Here is a 25,890-nt window from a genome sequence, read left to right on the forward strand (position 1 = left end):
GACATACCGACCTTTCTGCCAGTCAGTTGGCTCAGTCATTGCAATGGTAAACGGGCCTTGGCCGTGGGAAGTATGGGTGATTGAAGTGCAGGAAAAATTGTCCAACAACAGACAAAGTGAGGCTGTCGGCCCAATCGCACATTAAATAGGTATAGAATGATCCGAAATACACCAGTTTGGGTTGTGCTTGTCCACCGAAACGTATTCTCTATTCGAAACAATTGATTGAGTGCAGTTTCGCATGGAAAATCGCCATCCAGAATTCTTGTCCCGATGCATCTCGATAGATCTTGAGGTGAATCCCAATGATGCAAAAATATTTGCATTCGCGGCGGTTCGGATTGACGAAAGCACGGCATTGAATGCCCGTGGCGATATGCTGGCGCATCATCTGGATCAACTGGAAAAGGCCATTGCCAATCTTGGGCATCCGATTGGTCACAATTTCCTACATCATGACATGGAGCATCTGATTGCAGCGCGACCACGGCTCACGAAAATCATGCAGGCACCGATTGATACGCTGTGGCTGAACCCGCTCGCCTTTCCGCGCAATCCCTACCACCACCTGGTGAAACACTATCATGATGGGCGGCTTGCCACAGGGCATGTCAATGATCCCGAACTGGACGCACGGCTTGTTTTTGAAGTGCTGGCCAACCAGCTTGATGCCTTTCTTGAGCTTTCAAAAAGCGAACCGGCGGCGCTGCGGGCTTATCATTACCTGACAACCAGGGCGCAACCCGCTGCCGGGTTTGATGCAGTCTTTCGCTATCTGAGAGGGCTCCCGCCTCCTACTCAGGAACAGGCGTTTGATGCGATCAGGAAGATGCTGGACGGGCGCGCCTGTGCCAAACGTTTGGAACAGACGCTGGGCCGGCTTGCCAATCCGCAGAATGGCTGGCCCATGGCCTATGCCTTGTCATGGATCACGGTGGCTGGCGGAGATTCCGTGATGCCGCCTTGGGTTCGTGCGCAATTTCGGGAGGCGTCCCTGATCGTGCGGCATTTGCGGGATAGCTCCTGCAAGGATCCGGGGTGCGGATGGTGTGCCGAACAGAACGATCCGGTCCGAGCTCTCAACAAGTGGTTCGGGTTCGAGAGCTTCCGGCCTCAGCCCGTAGATCCGGATGGCAGGCCTCTGCAGGAGCGCATCGTTGATGAAGCGATGTCCGGCAATAGCCTGTTGGGCATTTTGCCGACGGGCACGGGCAAATCCGTTTGCTATCAGGTGCCGGCCCTCAATCGCTTCGACAAGATCGGTGCGCTCACTGTGGTCATATCGCCACTTGTGGCGTTGATGGCGGATCAGGTGCAGGGGATGGAACGATCAGGCATTTCCTGTTCCGTGACCATCAACGGCATGATGTCCATGCCAGAACGGCAAGACGCGCTTGATCAGGTGCGTATGGGGGATGCGGGCATCCTGATCATCTCGCCCGAACAGCTCAGAAGCACCTCCATCAGGTCCGTCCTGGCGCAGCGAGAGGTCGGGCTTTGGGCGATTGATGAGGCGCACTGCGTCTCGAAATGGGGGCATGACTTCAGGCCGGACTATCGCTATCTCGGGCGGTTCATCAAGGAGTTTTCCGGCGATCAGCCGCCTGCACCGATCATCTGCCTGACCGCGACGGCCAAGCCGGAAGTGGTTGCCGACATAATGGACCACTTCCAATCACGCACGGGCGTTGAGCTGCTCTCCCTCGATGGCGGGGCCTCTCGGACCAACCTGACATTCGAGGTGCAGCCGACAACCAAAAACAGCAAGCTGTCCGATGTTTTGAGCGCGATAGAGCAGTTGTTACCCTCGGATGGCCGATCTGGTGCCGTGGTCTATTGCGCAACACGCAAGGAAACCGAACGAGTCGCCGATTTCCTGAAATCTCAAGGTCTGGATGCCGCACACTTCCATGCGGGGCTGAGTGCCGATGACAAGCAGGATATCCAGGAGCGTTTTAGGGTCGGGGACCTGCGGGTGATCGCGGCGACAAACGCCTTTGGAATGGGTATCGACAAACCTGACATTCGTCTGGTTGTCCATGCGGACATTCCGGGATCTTTAGAGAATTACCTGCAGGAAGCCGGGCGCGCTGGTCGGGATCGAGAGGACGCCAGTTGCGTGTTGCTCTTCGCCGGTGACGATGTCGAACGCCAGTTCCGCCTGTCCGCCAGCTCTCGCCTTGCGCGACATGAGATCGGGGCCATTCTAAAGGCACTAAGGCGCATTGATGAGCGCACCCGCAAGACCGGCAAGGTTGTTGCCACGTCCGGCGAGATTGTCCGCTCCGAAAAGGACCTGGAATTCGAGCGAGACAGCGCAACGGATGATACGCGCGTCAAGACGGCCGTGTCATGGCTTGAGGAGGCCACGCTTGTCACCCGCGAAGAAAACCGGGTGCAGATCTTCCCATCTTCTTTGAGGGTCCGTTCACTTTCTGAGGCCAAAGAGCGGCTTGCCAAGGCCGATATAACCGTAAAACACCGCAACGAACTTTATGCAATCGTCGAACACCTGATCTCTGCTCCGACAGATGAGGGGGTTTCAACCGATGAGCTGTGCGGTGTCAGCGGGCTATCCTCGGGCGCTTTGACCAAGGCTATGGCCAACCTGGAAGCGTTTGGGATCGCCCGGAATGATGTGGCGATGACTGTCTTCGTCCATGTCGGTGTGGCGAACGCTTCGTCTGCGCGTCTGTCTCAAGCCTCCAAGCTGGAAGGCGACCTCATCAAGCTGATGCAAGAGATGGCACCGGATGCCGATAACAAAACCCCCACACCTCTGAACCTTGCAGAGGCCTGTCAGAATCTCAGGGACAGAGGCGATCACGATGTCCGGCCGGATATCATCGACAAGCTGGTGCGCGGCATCTCAAGGGATGGCAGAGGGCAGGATGGTGGTCGAGGCAATATCACGTTGCGCAAGGTCAGCCGCAACACGTTGCAGGTTACTTTGGCGCGGCCCTGGAGAACCATTGCCCGGACCGCGGAATTGCGCTGGCAGGCGGCTGGCCTTCTTCTCAACTACCTAATCGGGCGACTGGACAAGGGCGCGCGGGGCAAAGACCTGCAGGTAGAAACAACCGTAGGCGACCTTTTGGCACAGCTTACGCAGGATGCGTTTCTCAAGACCAGCGGCGCGCGCGACATGACCAAGCTTTTGGAACGCTCGCTTCTTTGGCTGCATGAACAGGGCATTATCACCCTGGGCAAGGGGCTGACCGTGTTCCGGCCTGCGATGACGGTCTATATCAATCCCGAAGGGGGACAGTTCACACAATCCGATTTCCTTCCGCTGGAAGAACACTATGCCGAGCAGACATTGCAGACCCATGTGATGGCGACCTATGCCGAAACCGGGTTGAAAACCATGGTGGATGCGGCGCGCCTGTCCGAGGACTATTTCCTTCTGAACAAGGATCAGTTTATGAAACGGTGGATGCCCGGCATGGCTCGGGAAGTCCGGCGGCAAACCACCAGCGCCTCCTGGAAGGCCATTGTGGAGGATCTGGGAAACAAGGTTCAGCAGAGCATTGTCACGGACGACCGCGACAGCACCAACGTGCTGGTTCTGGCAGGACCCGGTTCGGGAAAAACCCGCGTTCTGGTGCACCGCATTGCCTATCTCCTGCGCATGAAGCGGGAAGATCCACGCGGTATCCTGGTGCTCGCCTATAATCGCCATGCGGCCGCGGAAATTCGGTTCAGGCTGCGTGCTCTGGTAGGCGATGATGCCGCTGGCGTTACAATCTCTACCTGCCATTCGCTGGCGATGAAGCTGGTTGGCGCAAGCTTTGCCGGGGTGCAGGCCGACACAAGCGATTTCGACAATGTCATCCTGGACGCCGTTCGCCTGCTCGATGCCGAGGGGCTGTCGAAGTCAGAGGCCGAAGCCCAGCGTGAAAGCCTGATCCAGGGGTATCGCTGGATCCTTGTCGACGAATACCAGGATATCGGCCCCGAGGAATATGCGTTGATTTCAGCCGTGGCCGGTCGTTCGCTGGAAGATGCGGATCAGAAACTGAGCCTCTTCGCCGTCGGCGATGATGACCAGAACATCTATGCCTTCAACGGCGCGTCGATTGATTACATTCGGAGGTTTGAACAGGATTACAAGGCACGGCCATCCTTCCTTGTAGAGAACTACCGCTCGACCGCCAATATCATCGAAACCGCCAATCAGGTCATTTCTGCGGCACCGGATCGCATGAAAGTCGACCATGAAATCCGCATCAACACAAACCGCTCGGTCCTGCCGCCAGGCGGGCGGCTCGAACGGGCGGATACGGTTGCGCAAGGAAGTGTTCAGTTGCTCGACGTGCCGCGTGGGGAGGTTTCCCAAGCGGTGGCCGCCATTGATGAACTCATCCGTCTTTCCCGGCTGGATCCGAAATGGAGCTGGTCACGTGCCGCAGTGATCTCTCGGGACTGGAAAGGGCTGAGTGCGGTTCGATCCTACGCTGAAAAGAAAGGGCTCAAGGTCGAAATGGCCAACGAGAACCTTCCCAACATCTGGCGTCTCAGAGAAACCCAGTCCCTCGTAGCTGGCCTGCGAGCAAGGCAGGGAGAACTACTTGGCATTCAGGATATCCTGGACGTCCTGAATACTCAGCCTGGCAACAAATGGGTGGATCTTTTGGCGGAAGGTGTCGCCGAATTGGCGCGCGAGTTGAAGACCAAGGACATGCATGTCCCAGAGATCATCGAGTGGATTGCAGAATGGTCAAGAGACACGCGGGGAGAGCAGAGAGGTCTGTTGCTGCTTACGGCCCATCGCGCCAAGGGGCTTGAGTTTGACCACGTGGCCATTCTGAACGGCGGTTGGGAGCGTGCGTCCCGAAACGAAGACCGCGATGCGCCGCGGCGCTTGTTCTACGTCGCCATGACCCGCGCGCAACAAAGCCTGACAGTTCTGACCAGCGGAGAACACCCTCTTTTGAAAGACTGGTCGAAAGCGGTATTGCGTCGGCAGGTTGTTCCCGATCTGGGCGACAGTATTCCCTCGCGCAAGATCTACCAGCTGCCGAACCTGGATGTTGTAGACCTCTCTTTTGCCGGCCGGCAGCGTGACGGCCATGATGTTCACCCAGCCGTGCGGGATATTGCTGTTGGAGACCGGCTGACGCTTGTGTTCAAGGAACCGCGTTGGGTGCTCATGGACACCCAGAACAGAACGCTCGGTCGCATGGCAAAAGCCTGGCGCCCCCCCGATGGCCATATCCTCGCGTCCGGGTGCGTCGGAGCAATCATCAATTGGCGCAAGGCCGACAATGGTGAAGACTACATCCAATACCTCAAGCGCGACAGTTGGGAAACCGTGCTGCCAGAACTGGTATTTCTGCCAGTGGGCGTGGAGGAGGCTAAGATTTCGTAGCCAATCAACAACAAGAAGGTCAATGAAGTGATGGTGTTAAATGCAGTTCCCATTGTTGCCGAAGCTGGCATCGACGCCGATCCCAAAAGGGATACAACGTGGTTTCGAACAACGACAGGCGATGTGGATTTTGAAGGCATCAAAACAACAATGCACAATGCGTTGTCTGGACTTAGGAGACTTGGATCTAAGCCTCAGAAGATTTTGCGTGCACGATGAAATGACCAGTCCTCCAGTTTTGCATATATTCTTTGATATCAAGTAACTTTACCCGGGTTTGGATCGTGTCCATCACCACAGCGCTATTACCACCTTGGTGCCGAACGAGATTTCTTAGGATGATGCTTGTCGCGCGATGCCTGATAGGCAAGGTGGAGCCAATTGTCCAAAGCCCAATAATAACTTCCAAAGCAACTTCTATGTGTGAGGCCATCTCAGCACCTGGCTGACCAATTACGCTACTTAGTAGTTGGAATTCTTGCTCGGTGAGTTCACCAGAGATCAGCATCTTAGCGCCTATAAGTAAGCGAAAGCTATTTATGCTCAGGGCCTGCTCACCTGCTCCGAGCAGTTGAACTGAAGCAGAAACCACCTTTTGGGGAGAGATAAGTAGCTCCTCTTCGAGGTGGAACAAAAGCGCTTGTATCCATACACCATTTGTTCCGAAAAGCCCTTGGCCCCATTGCCTTAGATGAAGGTCTTCGGACACCAAAACTCGACCGCTACCATCACAGGCAAAAAGATCATCCAAGAACTCTCCGCCTGGGGAGTTTCTTACTCGAATTATCTCATCAGATGGGTCTTCTTTCGCAACCGCTGGTATAAGTTCACATGAGGCCTGCAGCCAATCTAAGTCTGCCTGATGGAGACGGACCTTGTCTTTGATCTCTTCCTCAGACATTTCCGACAGCACAATTCGGCCATCTTTGTAAGACATACTCCCGGCTCTGCGCTTTCCATCATCATCAAAGCCACCCATGGTCTGTGCCTCATGGAGACGACGAGTAAAAACATCTATTGTGTTCTGCGTGACACCGATTTGTCCGAATTCGTTTTCCACTACATCTGTAAGTTCAAGGCGGCGTAGCAAATAAACAGAGATTGCGTCGAGCAGGATTCCCTTCTTTCGTGCCGCCCTTAGCCATGCCGAGGCATTAGCTTGGTCTTCTGACTTGCACGAAGACACTTTTACCGCAGCACCGCTGTCGCGGTGAATGCCGAGATAAGTGTCGATCGGATCAATTCCCAATGTAACCCCGAGCATCGCCAAAGGATGGGATCCATTCTGGTATTCAGTGACTTTTTGTTGGCCGTATTGGGCGCGCTGCCTAAGAAGATCCATGACCTCCTCAAGTCCATCATCTTTTGTGGGATCGCACTTCACAGACGAGAATCCATCTGCATCTGGGAACTGTTCTTCAAAGCGCTGCATTACAAAGTGAAAAGCATCCAGTGCCTTGTGTTTGATGCGCACGATAGAACCATTTCCATCCTGCCCTGTCAGAGGCCACTCGAAAGAATCTCCCTCTTTCAGGTGCAAAAGCGCTCTGGCGATGGGGTGGTCCAACTTGATATTTTCCTGGCGCAGAGGAAAAAGCTCAATATCAGTTTCCAGGACATACTTACGCCGTTCACCTGACGGCTGAATCACCTCAACAGCCGCGTTCTCTTCCACATTGGTCAACCAGAGGTCTTTTGCTTCGGTGGGTGATGACCCGAGTGCCAAAACACTGGCGCTCAAAGCCATCCAGGAATGATGGTCGTTTGGGTGTTCGCAGTATAGCCGATACGAATAATTTCTGGCGCGTTCAATTTCTCCACAGAAAACAAGCAAGCTGACATATTGACGCTTTTCGGGGACCGCGCCGACCAAATCGGCGTCGTTCAGTTCTCTAACGACTCTACAAACCCTGCCACGGTCATTCATCCGAAGTAAGGCTTGGACATACCATTGAAGAGAGTTCAGAGAAGTTGGGTTCGCCGCAAATAGTTTTCTCGTCAGTGGAGTGGCTTTAGAAACTTCACCAGTTAGATTTGCTGTGTTTGCACCAAATTTCCAGCCGAAGGTTGAATTTTGAACGTCACTGGATAGGCGCTCGCTAATTTCCCTGGCCAGTGTCGCCATCCCGCCTCGAATGCAAGAGTCGCATAGAAGCTGCAACGCTGGGCTTTCATGCGAAAAACTCACTCTGTCACGAAGCAGTTCGCAGCTTTGACGATAGAAGCCACGGAAGAACAGTTCATTGGCAGCTTGGAAAACATCAAAAAATTCCCAACCGTCGACATCTTCGAGACTGTCGAGGAATTCTTGATCTTTGGTATTTTTTTCGTCTCCTACAGTGGGTAGGCCATCAACTTCTTCGGCTGCCGATTGCAACTCGAATGCCCTGGAATATGCTGATCTAAGAAGCACCAGCTCAGGAGCCCCGCTAAATTCAGCATTTAGTTCCTCGATGGCCTCATCCGCAGCATTTCGTTCCGATAGGCTTATCCCAATTCTGGCTTTCGTAGCCAATGCTTGACACCGAAGCCCATCGGGCATTGTCAGGCAAAGTGCAGAATTGATGCGTTCGAGAGCCGCGGCAGGCTCTCCGATTTGGGCTTCGATCTCCGACGCCATCACCTGAAATTCAGCCTGATCTTGCATTGGAGAGATGAGTTGAAAAGCCTCGGAAACCTTATCTTGTTGTAGAAATAGTGTTGCTCGAATTTGAGCGAGATCCTCTTTGAGATCTGGAAAGCTTGTTAATACTCGGTCCAGTAAAGTAGCTGCTTCAGCGTCTCTGCCATTCAGACGCAGTGCAACTGCTGCATTGTTCGCCGCCGATGGAAGTAACAACATGTTGGGCGGATTTTGAACCAGTGAACACTCAAGTTCATCCACAAGTATCGACGCGCATTCCGCTACATCTTTCTCGAAACCCTCGGCCGTCTTAGAACCCAGGAGAAAAGCTCGGTTTTGCTGTGCGTCCTTGAGGACTGCGTGCGCCCAAGTAGTTTTTAGCCGACTATTTTCAGAATCTGCATTGATCGCATCCCTGAGCATGGAGTCAAATTGATCAGGATGAACGACCTCGACGTAATCTAAGCGCGATATGATCACATCTTCATTCGATGTGTCGACATGCTCGTAACCTTCAATGTCAAACTCTACTTTGAGACGCTTAGCGGCGTTAAGGGAGATAGCGGCGCAAAGATTTACATGGTCACCTTCGGTCGAAAGGAGGCTTGCGGCATGTTCAAGAGCTTTCTCATCCCTGCCATCAATTAGATCCGCGAGCGCGAGCCCAGCGTTTGCCTTAGGGTGCTCAGGAGCAAAAGCATGTGCTCTTCTTAGTTCAGCGCTTGCTTTTTCATATTCACCGATATTCTGAAGAACAACGCCGATATTGAAGCGCAGGCGAAACGCGGCAAACCCATCACAAAATCTCTCATCAGCCTTGAGGCCTTCAAGAAGCTTCAAAGCAGTAGTGCTATCGCCCTCATTTGCAATTTCACGAAACTTGGAAATATGCTTGAACTCTTCCGAGTCATCATCTGCGATGGCGTCGGCCTTAATGGCTGTCTTCCAATCCGAACCTTCCCGCAGCGCTGCCTCTGAGTTCAGTGATTTTTGAAGTTCTTCTCCGTTGGCAACGTATATGTTGATGTTTTGCTCAACATTGTTGTTGTCCCCAACCACATTTGAGGATTGAGAATTCTGCTGCTTCCTTGAGGCCAACCAAGATTTTATTGTGGTAAACCCGATGTTCATTTGTCTTCGGTCTTGCCACCTGCAGAAGCGTTGAAATTCTGAGTAACAGAGTTGTTTTGACCTGAAACATTTGCGTTTTGATTGTTAGTAGAAGTCGGCTTTTCTCGGAACTTCAAAAACAATCCAATAACGGCCACGATTGCCACTACGATCCCCGCGATCAAGTATCCATTCTGAAGCATAATGTGTTCCCCTGCTTAAAAGCTTGCTCAAATAGCGACTTGTTGAATCGGCGCTGCAGTGTCTTCCAAAGCACTCAGCCATTAGGCGAGGCCAAATCGGTAAATTCTCAGATAAGTAACGCTGGCTTTCAACACAATAGTGAACTGAAAAATAGTGAGAAACTTCCCTCAGGTAGGGTGTTTTGCCCGACTATTGAAGTTGGAAAGGAAAAACCAACCCAAGCATCTGAGGCGAGATTCACTGAAGGCAAGTGGATTACTGGTGCCTTCTGTTTTCTCGATTAAGTCGACAACTACGTGGCAATGAACCACAAGGATGAATCCAGCAGCATCCGCTATAGGGTTCTTAGACTTCTGCAATCGCCGAATGTTACGCTTTGCGCCGATCGCGCAGAACATTTCCGGGTAGGTTTGCGCGAGGGCTGTCTTTCGTTGTGGTCTCTAAAGCGGGTGAGGGTTCTGAAATTTGATGTCCCAACGTCTCTTACGATCAAATCGCATTTTGTGCTGCATCACCCGGCTCGATGGGAGCTTCACTATCAAATACTTCCACAGAATTTCCCCAATACTCCTGATACATGGGGCCATGGCTTTCGGGCTGTTGTCCCTTTTCCGGCCGCCCCATCATGATTGGAAGCGGGGCAGGGAGATCGGGGCCAACCATAATTGCTTCACCCGCAGCCAGTGAAGGAATGAACGCAGCCGCGCTTCTGTCAAGATCCCCACACGCGCGCTCGATGGTGTCACGATCTCGATCGTTGGTGAGGCGATGGACGAACAATGTCCCAAGTTGGCTCAAGACATCTTGGGGGACATCCCTGGGGCGCTGTGTCGCAATTACAGTAGTCAGGCCATACTTTCGACCTTCCTTTGCTATTAACCCAAAGGCATCAAGTTTAACGCTGTTAAATTCATCTCCGACTGATTTGCCAATGAATTGATGTGCTTCATCCAGGAAGCAAACCAATGGGTTCTTTCTAAACCGCCCCTCTCGTGCCAAGTTTAGTAAGTAACGCCCCAACGCGTTTAGTAGAAGTTCGCGGGTGTTGTGCTTGAAACTCACACGCTCAAACGACAAAACAAGCGCCCTCTCATCGGGCGTTGCCAAAAACCGCTCAATCTCAGCGCATATGTCTAACCCGTCGTTTGAAAACATGCAGGCCAATTCAGGTGACGTAAGGAACGTTTCTATCCTAATGATTAGAGAGTTGCAGTATCCCACTGCACTTATGTCCAACTGCCCAAACAGTGAAGGGTTGCTATTATGAACAGGCCTGACACACTCGTTTCTGACCTGTCTGGATAAGGATGCAAAATCAAATTGGCAGGACTCGGCGGCCAGTTCATCGGCAAGGTCGAGCTCCGCTCTGCTGAATGCCACGCGGCTTTGGTTTGCCTTTTCAATTGTCCCTTGATCTTCGATCACCACATTTCCTACAGGATTGTCACCGTGATGAATCAATACAGTCTTACGTCCACCATCTACTTTTGTCGGGAATTTCACCTCGTTCGCCTGAAGAATGCGAGAAATCCGAAGGCTTTTGGTCGCCCGTCGTAAAGCTGGTCCTTGGCTTTGACCAGTCGGTGTAAGAAGCGCATGGAGATCCAGCTCAGACAGTTTTTCGCTTGGAAAGCGAGCCAATGGCTGATCGTCACCGGCCTCGCTGAATGCAAATTGTTTTGCACCGCCCACCTTATGGGTGAACTCTCCCGTGGGGTCGAATAAAATGCATTTTCCGCCGATCCGCACAGCCTCATTTACGAGGCGCGAAACAGTCCAGCTCTTGCCTCCACCTGTCGCTCCAAAGACCCCACAGTGTCTTCCAAAGAGCTTTTCGGGAGGAATGCTGAGGCTGGCTTCATTAAGACCAGATAAGTTCCCCAACTCAATGAAAAGGGGGGCTCCATCACTCTTTATGCCACTCGCCAGTGCACCTTTGATGGAAGCAGTCAGTGCTTCTCCTTCCGCATGAAATACTCCGTCTCCAACATTCGGCTGAGTGGCAATCCCCCGTGTCACCTCACCTGTCGTTTTGCTAACGGTCGCAAGCAGCTGAACGCGCCCTTGTGGATCAATCGAAGGATCAGATTCGATTTGAGTTTCCAAGGCACTACGTTGGCGTTCTGGAATTACGACTTCTGTAATACGCCCCAAAATCGCTGTTCGATCACAGTCGATGAAAACAAAGTCTCCGACAGACCCTTTGGATATCCCGCGGCGACCGAGGGGCGCAAACGCTTTAGGCAAGGTTAACTCGGTCATGTTCGCCGTTGCGCGAGTTACAGTCCCAATGCGCTTTGACGGGTCGATTATCGAAGCCAGGGTGTTCATTACTCGTCTGCCTCACGCAATTTTTCCAACCGATCTTGCAAAAGCTGACGGTCTGTTTTCCCCGCGATCATTGGAACCGCATCGACGAGATCTTCGAAGCGACCGTTCAACATAGTAATTCGCGTGTCACCCTGCTGAACGAGACGGGCGATCTTCTTCTGGTATGTGCGCTGTATTTCAAGGCTGAAGTCAATTTCTTGCTGTTCCTCATCAAACAACTTGTGGTCTGGCACAAAACCACAATCGCAAAGCACCAAGCGTAACGATAGGTTAGTTTCAAGAGATGACCAAATAGGCGCGCTGATGTGATCGTCCGCAAACCCAAATCCAGAAACTATTAGGGTCGTGTCTGGCTCGCGTAGTGCTGCTTGCAATGCTGCGAACATATCGAGATACGGGCTCTCGAAAGCTTCCTGATACTTCGAGGATCGAGGGTATATCAATACTGATCCAAGGGTATCGCTTGGGGTCTCCTGGCTTCGGATGACAACCCCATCAGATCGTCTTCTCCAGTCGACCGATCCGTGAAGCTTATAAAGTTGAAAGACGCCATCGAGATAGTTAGCTTTCGCGCCGGTTGTATCGCGCCGGACAATATCATAATCGAAGTGGTCTCGATTGAAGCGCTGCTCTGCGCTGTGGGAAAAACCGTCAATAAGAACAATGCCGAGTCCGAGGCCAGCAGTTTCGATGCATAGATCGTAGTTGGTGGTAAACAACTTTACTCGGTTCTTTTCAGGAGATCGGCGAGCAAATCTTTTTAGAAACCCAGAATGAGCCGGCAGTTCAGTTTTGCTCTTCACAAAACTAACCTGCTCCAAAATCGTAGCTTCCGCAGAAGCAACAAAACTCTTCAATGTATCGAGCTTTGGCTGCTCAGGAAATTCACCATCTTTCGGTGCTCGGACTTCCAGTAGCTCGATGGATATCTTGCACAAACTCAGCAGTTCTTCGATGTTTTCTTCACCGTTGGCAGGAACGTGACCAATTACGGACTTGGCAACGTCATCAAATTCAGCAGATCCGAAGTTTTGTCTTACAGCTTGCCAAAGATGCCACATGCCAGGCGCATTAAGACCGCCTTCATTTTTTGCGGAGAATGATGCTCCAGATCCGAGCAGAACTACCACATTTGTCGAATGAAGTGCCTCCATCATCCTTTCTTCGACATGTGCTCTGCAACCCGGCTTTGGCTTCTTGGAATGATCGCTGGAGTCTTCCTGTTCGTTTTCCCAACGTAACCACTTACCTTCACGAGTGAGTAGGCGAAGTAAGGACTTTTCTCCCTCTGGATGATGATCCCAAAATTTTTGCATTAAATGTCTTTCCGTGCTGCAATTTTGGGTTGAGGTTATGGGGGTGGTCGCTCTTAGTAAATATGGCAAAGCAAATGTGCTTCATATGACTCGACGCAAGCCTATGATTTGGGTTGGGTGTCTTTGGCGCAATGCGCTGCATTGCTCAGGCATCATGAAATCTGAGAATTTTCTCCAGTGCTGTTCGCAACTCTGGAGACGAAATAGGCACCGTTTTCCTCTTTCTGTTTGCCGGGTGCGTAACGTTCAAACGACCTAAGTCATCAAATCCAAGTCCACGACGTTTCAGAGCGTTTGGCTTCAAGAATTCAGCTAAAGCTGCGATTTCCGCTTCGTGTAATGCTTGGTTCGTGCTGTTTGAAACGGCATCCACACCTTCTTCATGGCCTCTTTGAGCCTCATCGCAAAGGGTATTTCTGGGTAACGTTGGTAGCTTGCTGATGGTCCTAAGTTGATTGAGTTGTGTTTCCAGATTTCTAACCCGACCAGCAAGCAATTGGACCTTGTAACGAACTTGGTGATCTGGGATCGACGCGAGCTCTGCTTCGCTCATTACGACCGAACCAAGGTTCTGCGCCCTTTTTTCCTTGAAGGGGGAGGAAGAAGAAATGCTCTGAATTTCACAATACTTGTCGATGATTACTCTGAATGGAGAGTGAACCTTCTCGCCTGTCAACTTGTCCTGGCGCTTGTTCATTAGTGTTTGCGGTGCAATCGTTAGGCCAACGTTGGTGCTCAGCCAAGCTCTAACGCTTTTCATCGAAACCAAACCGCCATTCGACATGATGTTACGGCAAGCTTCGTCTACTTTGAGAATTTTGGTGGAAACGTCAGAACGTGCCTCAGCCGCCAGTTTTTCCGAGAACTTACGCGCATTGTTGATCAGCTGTTGATGTTGCGTTGATGTCATCACTTCGTCTCCTGGTTGCAGATGAGAGGTCTGTATTCTGCGCTGATGTTGCTCACTCCAATTACTTCTGTTCGACCCAACTCGCTTGATCCTGAGGTTGGAGTTGTTTTCGACATTCTGCGGGTGGCTTCGCGGTTACTGAGGTTTCGAGCAAACATTCTTCCATTTCCTTTGTGCTAAAGCCCATTTCTTCCAGCGTCTGGGCACCGCTGTGAAGAAGGTTTGTTTGCTGCGCACCGACCTTCCGAATTAGCCATTCGCTGGCTGCATCAGCCGCCTGCCGTGACTGCTCGTTGGATAAGCTCATCATCGAAAGAGGGGTCATGCCATTGTTGAACATAATCACGTCAATGAAGCGTTCACGCTCTGTTTCCAGGTCATCATCTTTAAGCACCGGGTAGATTCGGCTGCCTTGAAGGATAGAGTCAATAAGTTCAAACCGGGTTCCTTCACGATACCCTCGAACTTCTATGCCAGCGTCCGCGACCAAAACGGGAAGCCCTTCTTCGTTTGGAAGCGCCTGTAGATACTTGATTTGCTCGATCAGTCGGTGCCCTTGATGCATTGTGCTAAGCAAGCAGTCGAGATCATCCGCATGCCGCTCGATTTCATTCTCAAGTTGGGCAATCTGTCGTTTTAGAAGGGGAGGGATTTTGTTTACGCCCCCATTTTTTATGATGCCCGTTCTCTGGATAACTAAGTCGTCGAGCTCTTCAAGTTGCGTGTTGTGCTTCTTTGAAAGCGACTGAGCCTTCGCAGCAAGCCTTTGCTGATTAAGAACAAGTGGTGTCAGCCAAGGTTCACCGGAGATAAAGTGTCTACATTGTAGACAGTTTTTTGAACCACCGGGAACAGCAGCTTTTCGTCCATTTCCAAGATCAACGCCGTCATGACAACTGGAGCCGCCAAAAGGACATACTCCCAAGCCAGTATCGAAGAAAAGATCTGTCGTAATGCTACCATCTGCTACGCCGACAAGAGTGTAATCTTCATTTGCAACGGCAATTTTTGCGGCTTCTTCGATGCTTCGGCTCTTCAAGTGGTTTGCAAAATCTCTTGCTTCTAAGGCTTCAAACTTCAGTCGAGCACTCTCAAGAATGTCTGTCACATGTGCTGTATTGTATTTTAGATAGTAGATTGTCATGAGGACTGAGGCATGTCCTGCGACCAATTTGGAGAGGACTTCGATCGGAACTCCCGCTTCTGCAAATGCTGTTAGACCAGCGACCCGAAGTCCGTGCATAGTATATTGCGCAGTCATCGGCCCGCCTGAGGCATTGCGTGATAGGACTATGACCGCATCTTCTCCTTGAGCGTTTAAGCGCCGCTCAAGCTCGTCCATCAGTAGTCGCCAAAACGCATGGAGTTTGTTGTCAGTTGGAGGCGATACTCGGTTTCGACGACCATTGAAGTCTCTAAACAAATAGAATCTGTCAGGGATCATGTCGATTACGCCTTCGGGAGGCAAAACTCCTTCAAAGCCCTCAATCGCTTCCATATATGGAGTAGGAAGTTCAATTGGATTGTAAGTTTCTTGCCAGGATTTAAGTTGTTGAAATAGCTCAATCATAGGTGTGTATTTCCAGGGAACCAGATACCCTGACATCTCACCAAAACCATGCTTACTGTCGGAAGTCTTGTTTGTGTTCACATAAAAGCAAAAGTCCTCACCATCTCGATTGAGAACGCCTCGGCGCTTTCGATGAGCTTGCTCATGCCGTTCCCAAAAGCCAGCGGCAACGGATGTGTTCCTGACCCACTTGCCGGAGGTCAAGTCCAACATCTCCAAATCTCCTTCGCCTGAATCCAGAGATTTAACCTGAATTTTCCGCCAAGGGAGTTCTGTCATTGTGTAAACTAAGAATGGAATTACAGGATTCCAGATACGCTCAACGCGGCCATCCCGATTAGTCTCAAAATAGTGAGAATCAAGAGATTTTGGCCATGCCCAATCATCTTCGGTCAGGATTTCCTGAAGGACTTTTAGCCAACGCCGAGGCAGAGGCGGTGAGGCAGCCTGATTGCGTTTTGTGGGAGACCAATCGCGAGCTTTATCATCAAATCTCTTTCGTTCGGCTGGCATCAATACCGGGAAACCAAGCGAAGTAGCGTTTCCGTCTTCGTCGACAGCCACCATCTTTTCACTGATGAACCAGTCAATCATGTCAGCTACATATCTAACAACCGCTGCAGCACTGTTTTTGGGACCTATCTTGTCAACTACAAAGCTCTCCCAGCTCGGGTTTGCTCGTTGCTCCGAAAGAAACACCTCCGGTCTCCTAAACTCCTCCTCAGGATAGGATGAGAGCCATGACATGAAGTAATAGAAGTAAGCGTTCGATTGTTTGGTGCCCTTCGATTTTCGTGGGCCTGAACGATATTCCTCAAGTATTGCTATCCATCTTTTGAACTCTCTGGGAGGATCTGAGATATCTTTGGAAGAGAACCCTGTTTTGTTGCCTCCACGGTGCTGCCTGGGGACCAAAACGGGTTTGTCAAACCCGCGCTTCGAAGGGTAGTTCGTATTCATATACTGAGCTAAAGCGCTAAAAGCTCTGCGAACCCCGTCATGGACGCCAAGTTCATTCTTCCATCGGCCGTTATCTGTTTTCAAGGTTCGGACAAACGCCGCCCAAACCTCTTCGGATACATCTCGCAGGCTTCTCGCTGTTGAAGAGAGATGCAAGCCTAAGAGAATGCGCCGAATATTGGAGTTTATCGTATCTGCACTTGGCTGATTGTTTGTATATGCAAGGAGGCTTTCTCGATCGTTGCGAAAGAAATCGTGCTCGTCACACAGAGTGCGGTAGGCTCTCCGTTCGTTCCGAAATAGCTCAATAGCAAGATGTGTCGGGTAAAGCGCGCCAGTTTCTTCATGCAGCTTCATGAATGCGGAAATGTCGCCTGCGTCAGCATGTTTGCGAAACTTATTAAGAGCCTTCTCGGCATCATCAAGTTGACGCTGCGTTGCGTTTCCTGCGTGGAACTCAACCGATGAGCTATTTATCAAATGATCATCAATTCTTAGAACCGCCATTGTTCTTTCAACTCTGCTGTTTCGTCGTAGGGATCTGGCATCGGAGTGGTGAAATTAGAGAGAGGCTTTCTTGCGTTACTTCTGGCGCGATTCAGAGCTTCATTTACTTCCTGCCATTCCGGTTCCGTGTAGACACTTTGGCTCAAAATATGCCTGTGATGCATCGCTCTCTGAATCGCTTTCTGTGGAGCCCCTGCACTTAGCAAAGTTTTCCCATAAAAGTGCCTCAACCCATGCGGTGTTGTTCCATATATTTTGCCACGAGGGACAACTTCGCCATACGCCTTTTCGACCCGGTCCAATGCTCGGGTCCATGCTCGCTTGAATGCACTAAGCGAGTATGGGTTTCCAATGCAGGAAGAAGCAGAGCTACGATCTTCCCCCTTGCTGACAAATAAGAATGGATGATCGCTTTCGCCGCGTCTGATACGTGCGTGAACAAGCTCTCGCCTAAAGTTCAGATATGTTCTGAAGTAGGATGCAAATAGGTATTCTAAACCTTGGTGGATAAAGAAAACCTCCGTTTGGGCGGTTCTTTGATCCATGGGCAGGTTCTTCCAGCCAACCCATAATGCCTTCGAGCCCGCTTCATATCTGGGAACCAATCCTCGGTGACCAAGGTATTCTCGCCGAGAGCAGCTTTCGCCCATGATATACGTTTCGGCCTGCGATGGATGCCTGAGCAAAGGAATGCAACGTTCATTGCCATCCAATAGAGGAAAGGCAAAGTCATTGAACCACATGTGAAGAGGTTCTGATTGCCGTAGCCCTCCACCGACCAGAAGAAGAAAGATCATCTTGGCCGTAACGTCTTCCTTTTCGTAGATCGAGACGGCGTTCTCATTTTTCACAAAGCCCACTTCGAGCATCTTTGCGATAAGGGACGGATCCATATGCTTGGCTGATCTTAAGCCGGAAACAGGCTGTTCGTATCCAAGGTTTCGGCGAGAAGCTCTATGCAAACCTTTTGCCGAAACCTCGTTATTTTTCAGATGCTGCAAAAAACTACGAGAAGAGTTCGATTTGGATGCAATTAGAAACCCAACCATTTCAGCTTGGTTGGAAGGGGGGGCAGAGAATTCACGATACAGTGCCTTTAGCGGATGGTCCTTGTGCAGGTCTCTAAGTTTGTCACAAGCATACTCAACAAACTGGTCGATATGCCTTGCTGTCACAGCTACGGAGTTTGCAGACATGGGAGCCCAGTATAGGCCTGAGTTATCGACCCCTTCCTTTGGAATTGTTCCCTTTTGGATAGCTTCTATGAACGCATGAAGAGCAGCTGAGTGAATGTTCCGAATGCTGTTTGTGTTGTCAAATTGGAAGGACAAACAAAAATCGTAAAACAACCCCACCGATCGAGCTGCTTTGCGTTTCCAATCAAGTCGGTGGCCGGGATTGTCTTTGAAATAGTCAAGAAGGGGGTGAAAAACTCTTGGTTCCCCATCTGAAAAGAGCCAGAGTATGGGTATAACGCTGTTGGGTTCGCGGTCGACATGGTGCAATAGAACAAAATGATTGCGCCCACTAATGTGTCTCAGTTCTCCCAAGTTCCCCTCCACTTGTAGTATATTTTGATAGGGGCTTATTTTTTCCCAAACAAGAAAAAAGTCAGCGCTGGCTGGTGCGCAGCCGACAGATCTATTTGTATTTGTTGGGACAGCAGTTTGTGGGCAAAACTACCCCGCAGGCTGAGACACGCTTGAGCTATTTGAGGGCTCCGCGCGTCCCAGCCTGCTAATCGCTAAATTCGATGTCATCTTGAATGCCGAAATGGCCGCGTATGACGTTCGAAACTTTTAGTAGGTTGAGGTAGAGGTAATTAGGGTATTATTTGAGCAATTGACTTCTAATCAATAGGCTGAGGGTTCGAGTCCTTCCGGGGTCGCCACTCTCCATTCCCCCACACGGATATCCAAATCAAAAAACCAACTGCCCACCCGCTATGCAGGTGAGACAGCCGGTTGACCCGCCAGAGGCCCTGGCAGGTAAAGCGCCCGGTATGGCCGGATCAGGAAAGATTGCTGAGCTGTTTGGCCACGATCCAGGATACGGGCACAGCAAGGATGAACCCCAAAATCGCTGAATAAACAATGGGTTTGCCAGTATCAAACCCCATGGTCAGCGCGACCACGATGAATATTCCGGCAAGCGTTGCACCAAGCAGGGTGTAAATGACGGCGGTAAGGCGGAGCATGGCGATCCCTCATGAATAATATTCAATTTCGGGAATTCTTGCGCGCTCCAACACCCCCTTCCTTGATCTGGATCAGTCGCCCATCATTGCGCGTGCGACATAGTAACTCACGGGAAACCCTAAGATAAATCCAATCGCCGCCGCGCCCAAAAGCCACCAGAGCCCGGTGATCCCATTGACCAGTGCCAGCACCACCAGCACGGAGGCCACGGTGGACCCGATAATCCCGTAAAAGGTCATGACCAACTTGAACAACGGTGACTTCATCTTACTTCTTCTTCACGAATTTCGTAAGTATAACAATACGTTGCCCTTCCACGCGCCCTTCAATATGCTCCGCGTTATCCGGCACCAGAGAAATCCCCCGCACCGCAGTGCCGCGTTTCGCTGTGAACCCCGCCCCCTTGACCGGCAGGTCCTTGATCAGCACCACATTGTCGCCCTGCGCCAGCCGCGTGCCATTGCTGTCGCGATGCTCCACCGCGTCCAGCACATTGTCCGCCCAGGCCTGCGTGTCCTCATCAAGATACAGCTGATCCAGCAGGTCCTGCGCCCAGCCTTCTCCTAACTGTTTGAGAACACGGGCAGAAATTACCTGAACCGCCGGATCCTCGGACCACATGCTTGATGCCAGCCCGCGCCAATGCGCCGGATCCAGATCCCCCGAAAGCTGCCCCGCACAGGTGGCGCAGACCTCAACCGCCGCGCCCTCGGGACCACCGCTCACATCATATTTCACCAAGGCCGCATCGGCCGAACATAGGGGGCAGGACATTGGGGGGCTCCGTTCGCTCATCTCATCAAAACTTTAAACTCTTTAACGAGCATCAGGGGCGGATTTGCAAGTTTTCCCCCGCAAAAATCCGAAACTTTAAACTTTTGAAGGCCCAGAATGTCCACAATCCTGCCGCCCCTCTACGTCCGCCTGACCGACGTGCGCCTCAACCTGACCGAAATGATCAAACGCACCCTGAATGGCGAGGAGCGGATGATCATCACCCGCCACGGCAAACCGGTGGTGGCGCTGGTCACAATCAACGAATTGCACCGGATCTGGGCGGATGAGGATTACGAGCTTTACGGCCCGGTGAACCCCGAAACCGGCCACCGCCACGGCGCCGCATGGGTCGCCCGCACCGGCTGGAAACGCCCGCTGTTTGAGGCAGAGGTGATCGCAAAAGAGGCGGTGGAGAAAGCCGAGGAACAGGAAATGCTCACCCGGATCGAGGCCAAAATTCAGTCGTGGGAGGAGGAGGGCACGGAGACCGATCAGGCGTCAGAAGAGAGCGCCGAGGACGTGGGGCCTGTGAAGCGGAAGCGGTGGTGGAGGTGGTGGTGAGGGTGGTCACATAGCAGGGACAGCGCCCGACCCTGGGTGGGCGTTGGAACAGTCCTGTTTGGCACCCGATCGCAACCCCCAATACGTTGATCCAAGTTTCAACCTCGCAAAAGCGCCCTCCCGTGGGGAGGGTCGGGCGCTGCCCCTGCGGGGCGGGAGCTAGAATGGGATTATATCCTCGCCAGCCTCCGGCACAATTAACTCAAGCAGCCGCGCAAAAAGAGGGTCCGGCAACTGCCCAGCATACTTGTCTTTTATATTCTCAAATAGTGACTGAAGATCTTCATCTTGGATGATCCACATAATCTGAGAGTTTTGTTCTGCTGCGCTCACAATCCGATCGATTTGCTTGTTTGAGAAAAATTCCACCGCCATTAATCGCTGAACAGCAGAGTGAGTTGATGCAAATGATCCACTGCTTTCAAATTGCTCAACCGCAAGCGATGCTTCTTCATATGCCTCAATCTTAATGCCCGGAAACTTAGCCCGCATAAAATCACGCAAAGAAGGGAAGTAATCCAAAGTAGAGAAGAGATTATCATCAAGCTCTTTTAATAAGAACTCATTGAACGCCCCATCGTGCAGCACGCTTTTATAATCTTTATCTTGAGAGACGAAGCATATTTCTTCCAAGAAACCCAGCTTTGAAACAATACATTCCCAGTTGAGTGCGTCTCCCAAACTCCCTTGCTTTCCCGGAGGATTTCCCTTCTCAACTCTATATTTTGCTTTTTCAAAGATATCGTCTGAAACAGAGATTATTTCTGATTTTTCAAAGATCTCTTTAATCAACAGGTCAGCAGCCAGTTGTGTCTTGGCAGCCTTCTCGAAAACAGATTTCATTAATGCCGTATGTGCTTTGGTGTAGCTTTTTATACTGGCATCAAAATCCGAAAACTGTTCCAGCTCTCGAACCAGCGCTGGAATCGACCTATTCGGAGGTTTTCGAAATTCCGAAAGAGCAATCTGAATTTTGGATTCTCGATTTCGCCAAAACTCATCGATGACCTGCTCCGGCAATAGGAAGTTAATCTCACCTTCTTGAGACAAAATGAACAACTTACGAAATTGCTCGATGTCATCATCTGAGAACGCATACAAAGAGAGAAAGACGTTTGTATCAACGAATAAGCTAATCGCCATTCTCGCACCTCAATCCATGGTAGATTCTCTCTGCTATTTCTAGCTTTTCCATTCCGCTAAATCCAGATAATACAAGCGAAAATTCGAGAAGGATGGCGCCCGACCATGGGTGGGCGCAGGGACAGGCACGTTTGGCACCCGACCGCTCCCATCAATACGTTGATCCAACTTGCTCCGTAGCTAAGGCGCCCTCCGTTTTGCCGGAGGCAAACCTACGGTTTGACGGGGAGGGCCGGGCGCTGTCCGGTGTGCCACCGGACGGGAGGGGGTGTGAGGGGCGGTGGGTAAAAGAAAAGCCCCGCGTGTGGCGAGGCTTTGGGGCGGTGATTGCCGCTAGATTTTCGCAGAACATGCAGGGGGTGCGCACGCGATTTACTGTGTAATTCGCTGTCACCGCAGAACAGCAACGAGTGGGCACGCGATTGGCTTTGCCAATCTCTTCCGCCCACCAAATGAAAAGGGCCTCTTGCGAGGCCCTTTTCATTTAGTTGTCCATTTTCAGCGCGCTGATAAATGCTTCCTGCGGGATGTCCACTTTCCCGAACTGGCGCATCTTCTTCTTACCCGCCTTCTGCTTCTCCAGCAGTTTCTTTTTCCGGGTCGCATCGCCGCCATAACATTTCGCGGTCACGTCTTTGCGCATCGCCGAGAGGGTCTCGCGCGCGATCACCTTGCCGCCAATCGCCGCCTGGATCGGGATTTTGAACATGTGGCGGGGAATGAGGTCCTTCAGTTTCTCGACCATCGCCCGGCCACGCATTTCGGCGCGGTCGCGGTGCACCATGGTCGAGAGCGCGTCCACCGGCTCATCATTCACAAGGATCGACATCTTCACCAGATTGTCCTCGCGATAGCCCTCCATCTGGTAGTCGAAACTCGCATACCCTTTTGTGACCGATTTCAGGCGATCATAGAAGTCAAACACCACCTCGTTGAGCGGCAGGTCATAGACCGTCATCGCGCGCGAGCCCGCATAGGTCAGGTCCATCTGGATACCGCGGCGGTCCTGGCACAGTTTCAGCACGTCGCCCAGATATTCGTCCGGCACCATGATGGTGGCCTTGATGCGCGGCTCTTCCATATGATCGACCTTTGAGAGGTCGGGCATGTCGGCGGGGTTGTGCAGCTCAATCATCGAGCCGTCTTTCATATAGACGTGATAGATCACGCTGGGCGCGGTGGTGATCAGTTCGATATTGTATTCGCGCTCGATCCGGTCGCGGATCACTTCGAGGTGCAAAAGCCCAAGGAAACCGCAGCGGAAGCCAAAGCCCAGCGCGGCCGAGGTTTCCATTTCGTAAGAGAAGGACGCATCGTTCAGCGCCAGTTTCTCAATCGAGTCGCGCAGGTCTTCAAATTCGGCACTGTCGACCGGGAACAGGCCACAGAACACCACCGGCTGCGAGGGTTTGAAGCCCGGCAGCGCCTCGGTTGTGCCCTTTTTCTCATGGGTGATCGTGTCCCCCACGCGGGTGTCGCGCACCTGTTTGATCGAGGCGGTGAGAAAGCCGATTTCGCCCGGACCCAGCACGTCAATCGGCTTCATCTCGGGGGTGAAGACACCGACGCGGTCCACCGGGTAAACGGCGTTGGTCGACATCATGCGGATGCGCTCGCCCTTTTTCAGCTTGCCGTCGATGATCCGCACCAGAACGATCACGCCCAGATAGGCGTCATACCAGCTGTCCACCAGCATCGCCTTCAGCGGCGCATCCGGGTCGCCCTTGGGGGCGGGCAGTTCGGTGACAATCGCCTCAAGCGTTTCACGGATGCCAACCCCGGTTTTGGCAGAGACCTGAATGGCGCCGGAGGCATCAATGCCGATCACATCCTCGATCTGTTCGGCCACGCGGTCACATTCCGAGGCGGGCAGGTCGATCTTGTTCAGAACCGGCACAATCTCGTGATCCGCTTCAATCGCCTGATAGACATTGGCCAGCGTCTGCGCCTCGACCCCTTGGGTGCTGTCCACCACCAAGAGCGAGCCTTCGACCGCGCGCATCGAGCGGCTGACTTCATAGGCGAAGTCAACATGGCCCGGCGTGTCGATCAGGTTCAGCACGTAATTCTCGCCATCCTCGGCGGTATATTCGATCCGCACCGTGTTGGCCTTGATGGTGATGCCGCGCTCACGCTCGATATCCATACTGTCGAGCATCTGCTCTTTCATATCCCGATCGGCGACGGTGTTCGTCTCCTGGATCAGGCGATCGGCCAGCGTGGATTTCCCGTGGTCGATATGGGCCACGATCGAGAAATTGCGGATGTGTTTCAGGTCAGTCATAAGAGGAGCGTATTATAGGGATTTGGGGATTGGTCAAGAAGAACCAGTGAACCGACGAACGCAGAGTAAATTACCATGGACGTCCACAACGACTTTGTAGATTTCTTTTATCCGGCATTTGAAAAGCAGGGTGACATAATTGAATCCGTCATCCTTGGTCGCTGCATGTTGAGAGGTCTAGTTCTACTAGCTGACGAAACGTCAGGCACACAGCACATTTTTCCTGACCAGATAGCTTTAGAAGCACTGCGCATTGCTCAAGCGGTAATCTGCAATCATCGGCCGGAGGGTGAAAACACCAGTTGGGGCATTGAGTGGAGTGACGAGGAAACCTACTTCTCGGCGCTATACAAAGGCGTCGAATTCCAAATCACATTTCACGAAACAGGTAACAGGTTCGAGATTTTTCGCCAAAAGACCCCCTATGGTGAATTCTACTCATCTTACGCAGATTCTACTGGAGCGTTTGAAATTTCTCCAGTGGATCTGGATGAGGGAAACCTGATGAGAGATTCGGTGAGGTTGACCACCGACGATGTGCCCGCCGAGGTCATTCGTTCCATGCCTCTCTGGAAACATCCAGACTCAATACAAATCGACGACGCTGTTAAAACTTTGCAACAGTATTTCACTTCCAACGGAACTGTCTGGTCCTTCTGGCGCGAGTGGTATCAAGGCTTTCTCGACGGCAAACCGCTCGACTGGGAGCTGCAACGCCGCGTGGCGCTGATCCCGGATGCGGACTGGGAGCAAGGCCCGGAACATATTGCCCGCCTGATCGAAGAAATCCGCGCGCGGTTTGAACTGGAAAAGCGCATTGAAGATCTGGAGACTGAAAAGCAGGTCTGGCAGGAACGCGCGCGGCTTGGCATTGGCGGCAACAACCCGCCCGAAGCCATCGAAGACGCGCGCATTGTGCAAGAGATCATCTGGGCACCGATTGAGGAGTTGAAAGCGGAAACGCAATCTGGAACGCCGGATAAGTCTCGCATCAAATCTGCCATCTCGAAATTGGGTGCTGCCCTGATCGCAATCGGCAAGTGGCCACTTGGCAAACTCGACAAAGCCGCAGATGAATTCGCAAAATCTCTCGGAAAATGGGGTGGCGGAGCCTGTGCCGGATGGCTGGCGCTCAACAGCGACAAGATTGCCGAGATCATCAAAGCAGCTCAAACTTGGCTAGGCACCCTGTTCTAAACACCCCCCGGCACGTGCACAGCGCGGGCCACGCCCGCCCTCCCCAAGAGAAACGCAGAGGACAGCGCCCGACCCTAGGGGGGCATCGGGGCCTTGTGTGGGGTAAGCGCCCACAACACCCGGAACGTTGATACAAATGGAAACGTCGCAAAAGCGCCCTCCGTTTTGCCGAAGGCAAACCTACGGTTTGACGGGGAGGGTCGGGCGCTGTCCGGTGTGCCACCGGACGAAACATCTCATACGCCCTCCCGAGGGCGGGCGTGGCCCTTATGTTGTGTTACCCCATCGGCAAGCGGTTGCGCCTGACCATCGTGCGCAGGGTGAAGCTTGACCGCATCCGACTCACCCCTTCCACCCGCATCAGGTGGTTTTCCATGAACGCGTCAAAAGATGCGAGGTCGGCCACGACAACCCGCAGAAGGATGTCGCGCGATCCGCTCATCAAATGGCATTCCATCACCTCTTCCATCCGCGAAATCGCCCGCTCGAACGCACTGATCGCCTCGCGCTTCTGGCTTTCCAGCTCCACCTCGATAAACACCGTGACCGGCAGGCCCAGCTTGGCCTGATCGACCCGCGCGCCATAGCCGGTGATCACGCCGCTGTCTTCCAGCGCCGCCACCCGGCGCGCGCAGGGCGTGGGGGAGAGGCCAACCTCTTCGGCCAGATCCCCAAGTTTCTGCCGCCCGCTTTGCTGCAGAGCAGAAATAATACGTCGATCGGTGGCATCCATCAGATTTCTCGCGTTAAATTTGATTCCACATCAGATTATCACCAATCCACAAAAACTTCACGCGTGAAATTGGTGAAAATCTTCCCTGCCCCGGC

Annotated in this window: 15 protein-coding genes; 3 read left to right on the plus strand and 12 right to left on the minus strand. The window is 52.2% G+C overall.

What is annotated here, in order from left to right; genetic code table 11:
- Positions 1–241: 241 nt before the first annotated feature.
- On the plus strand, positions 242–5,371 hold the full coding sequence (locus K3J57_RS11130; protein WP_259795904.1) for a RecQ family ATP-dependent DNA helicase: 5,130 nt from the start codon (positions 242–244) through the stop codon (positions 5,369–5,371).
- Between the two features lie 187 nt (positions 5,372–5,558).
- Here the strand turns inward: K3J57_RS11130 and K3J57_RS11135 are convergent, their stop codons facing one another.
- From K3J57_RS11135 to K3J57_RS11175, 9 genes are all read right to left on the minus strand, one after another.
- Positions 5,559–9,125, minus strand: coding sequence for a PIN domain-containing protein (locus K3J57_RS11135; protein WP_259795906.1), 3,567 nt, complete (start codon positions 9,123–9,125; stop codon positions 5,559–5,561).
- A gap of 672 nt (positions 9,126–9,797) precedes the next feature.
- The gene (locus K3J57_RS11140; RefSeq protein WP_259795909.1) at positions 9,798–11,639 is read right to left on the minus strand and encodes an ATP-binding protein; all 1,842 of its coding nucleotides are present in this window, start codon (positions 11,637–11,639) and stop codon (positions 9,798–9,800) included.
- The gene (locus K3J57_RS11145; RefSeq protein WP_259795912.1) at positions 11,639–12,955 is read right to left on the minus strand and encodes an SIR2 family protein; all 1,317 of its coding nucleotides are present in this window, start codon (positions 12,953–12,955) and stop codon (positions 11,639–11,641) included. The genes K3J57_RS11140 and K3J57_RS11145 overlap by 1 nt, the downstream gene beginning before the upstream one ends.
- Before the next feature lie 145 nt (positions 12,956–13,100).
- Positions 13,101–13,865, minus strand: coding sequence for a hypothetical protein (locus K3J57_RS11150; RefSeq protein ID WP_259795916.1), 765 nt, complete (start codon positions 13,863–13,865; stop codon positions 13,101–13,103).
- Positions 13,866–13,926: 61 nt separating this feature from the next.
- Entirely contained in the window at positions 13,927–16,902 is a 2,976-nt protein-coding gene (locus tag K3J57_RS11155; RefSeq protein WP_259795918.1) for a VPA1269 family protein, read from the minus strand.
- Positions 16,890–18,452, minus strand: coding sequence for a site-specific integrase (locus K3J57_RS11160; protein WP_259795921.1), 1,563 nt, complete (start codon positions 18,450–18,452; stop codon positions 16,890–16,892). Before K3J57_RS11160 ends, K3J57_RS11155 begins: the two co-directional genes overlap by 13 nt.
- 461 nt (positions 18,453–18,913) lie before the next feature.
- The gene (locus K3J57_RS11165) at positions 18,914–19,099 is read right to left on the minus strand and encodes a hypothetical protein (protein WP_055190246.1); all 186 of its coding nucleotides are present in this window, start codon (positions 19,097–19,099) and stop codon (positions 18,914–18,916) included.
- Between the two features lie 72 nt (positions 19,100–19,171).
- Entirely contained in the window at positions 19,172–19,366 is a 195-nt protein-coding gene (locus K3J57_RS11170) for a CTP synthetase (protein ID WP_259791818.1), read from the minus strand.
- 1 nt (position 19,367) lies between these two features.
- A complete protein-coding gene (locus tag K3J57_RS11175) occupies positions 19,368–19,874 on the minus strand; it encodes a PhnA domain-containing protein (RefSeq protein WP_259795926.1) in 507 nt (168 codons plus the stop codon).
- A gap of 117 nt (positions 19,875–19,991) precedes the next feature.
- On the opposite strand from K3J57_RS11175, the gene K3J57_RS11180 reads away from it, so the two are divergent.
- The gene (locus K3J57_RS11180) at positions 19,992–20,438 is read left to right on the plus strand and encodes a type II toxin-antitoxin system Phd/YefM family antitoxin (RefSeq protein ID WP_259795928.1); all 447 of its coding nucleotides are present in this window, start codon (positions 19,992–19,994) and stop codon (positions 20,436–20,438) included.
- A gap of 159 nt (positions 20,439–20,597) precedes the next feature.
- On the opposite strand, the gene K3J57_RS11185 is transcribed toward K3J57_RS11180, so the two are convergent.
- Together K3J57_RS11185 and lepA are read right to left on the minus strand one after the other, a co-directional pair.
- Entirely contained in the window at positions 20,598–21,581 is a 984-nt protein-coding gene (locus K3J57_RS11185) for a PIN domain-containing protein (protein ID WP_259795930.1), read from the minus strand.
- A gap of 484 nt (positions 21,582–22,065) precedes the next feature.
- Positions 22,066–23,865 (minus strand): translation elongation factor 4, encoded by a 1,800-nt coding sequence (lepA, locus tag K3J57_RS11190; RefSeq protein ID WP_259773077.1) that lies wholly within the window; start codon positions 23,863–23,865, stop codon positions 22,066–22,068.
- A gap of 75 nt (positions 23,866–23,940) precedes the next feature.
- Between lepA and K3J57_RS11195 the strand changes: the two genes are divergently transcribed.
- Entirely contained in the window at positions 23,941–25,062 is a 1,122-nt protein-coding gene (locus K3J57_RS11195) for a hypothetical protein (RefSeq protein ID WP_259795933.1), read from the plus strand.
- A gap of 277 nt (positions 25,063–25,339) precedes the next feature.
- Here K3J57_RS11195 and K3J57_RS11200 read toward each other — a convergent pair whose 3' ends face one another.
- A complete protein-coding gene (locus tag K3J57_RS11200) occupies positions 25,340–25,795 on the minus strand; it encodes an Lrp/AsnC family transcriptional regulator (protein WP_259784624.1) in 456 nt (151 codons plus the stop codon).
- Positions 25,796–25,890: the final 95 nt, after the last annotated feature.

Source organism: Aliiroseovarius crassostreae (assembly GCF_025137635.1).
GTDB lineage: Bacteria > Pseudomonadota > Alphaproteobacteria > Rhodobacterales > Rhodobacteraceae > Aliiroseovarius > Aliiroseovarius crassostreae.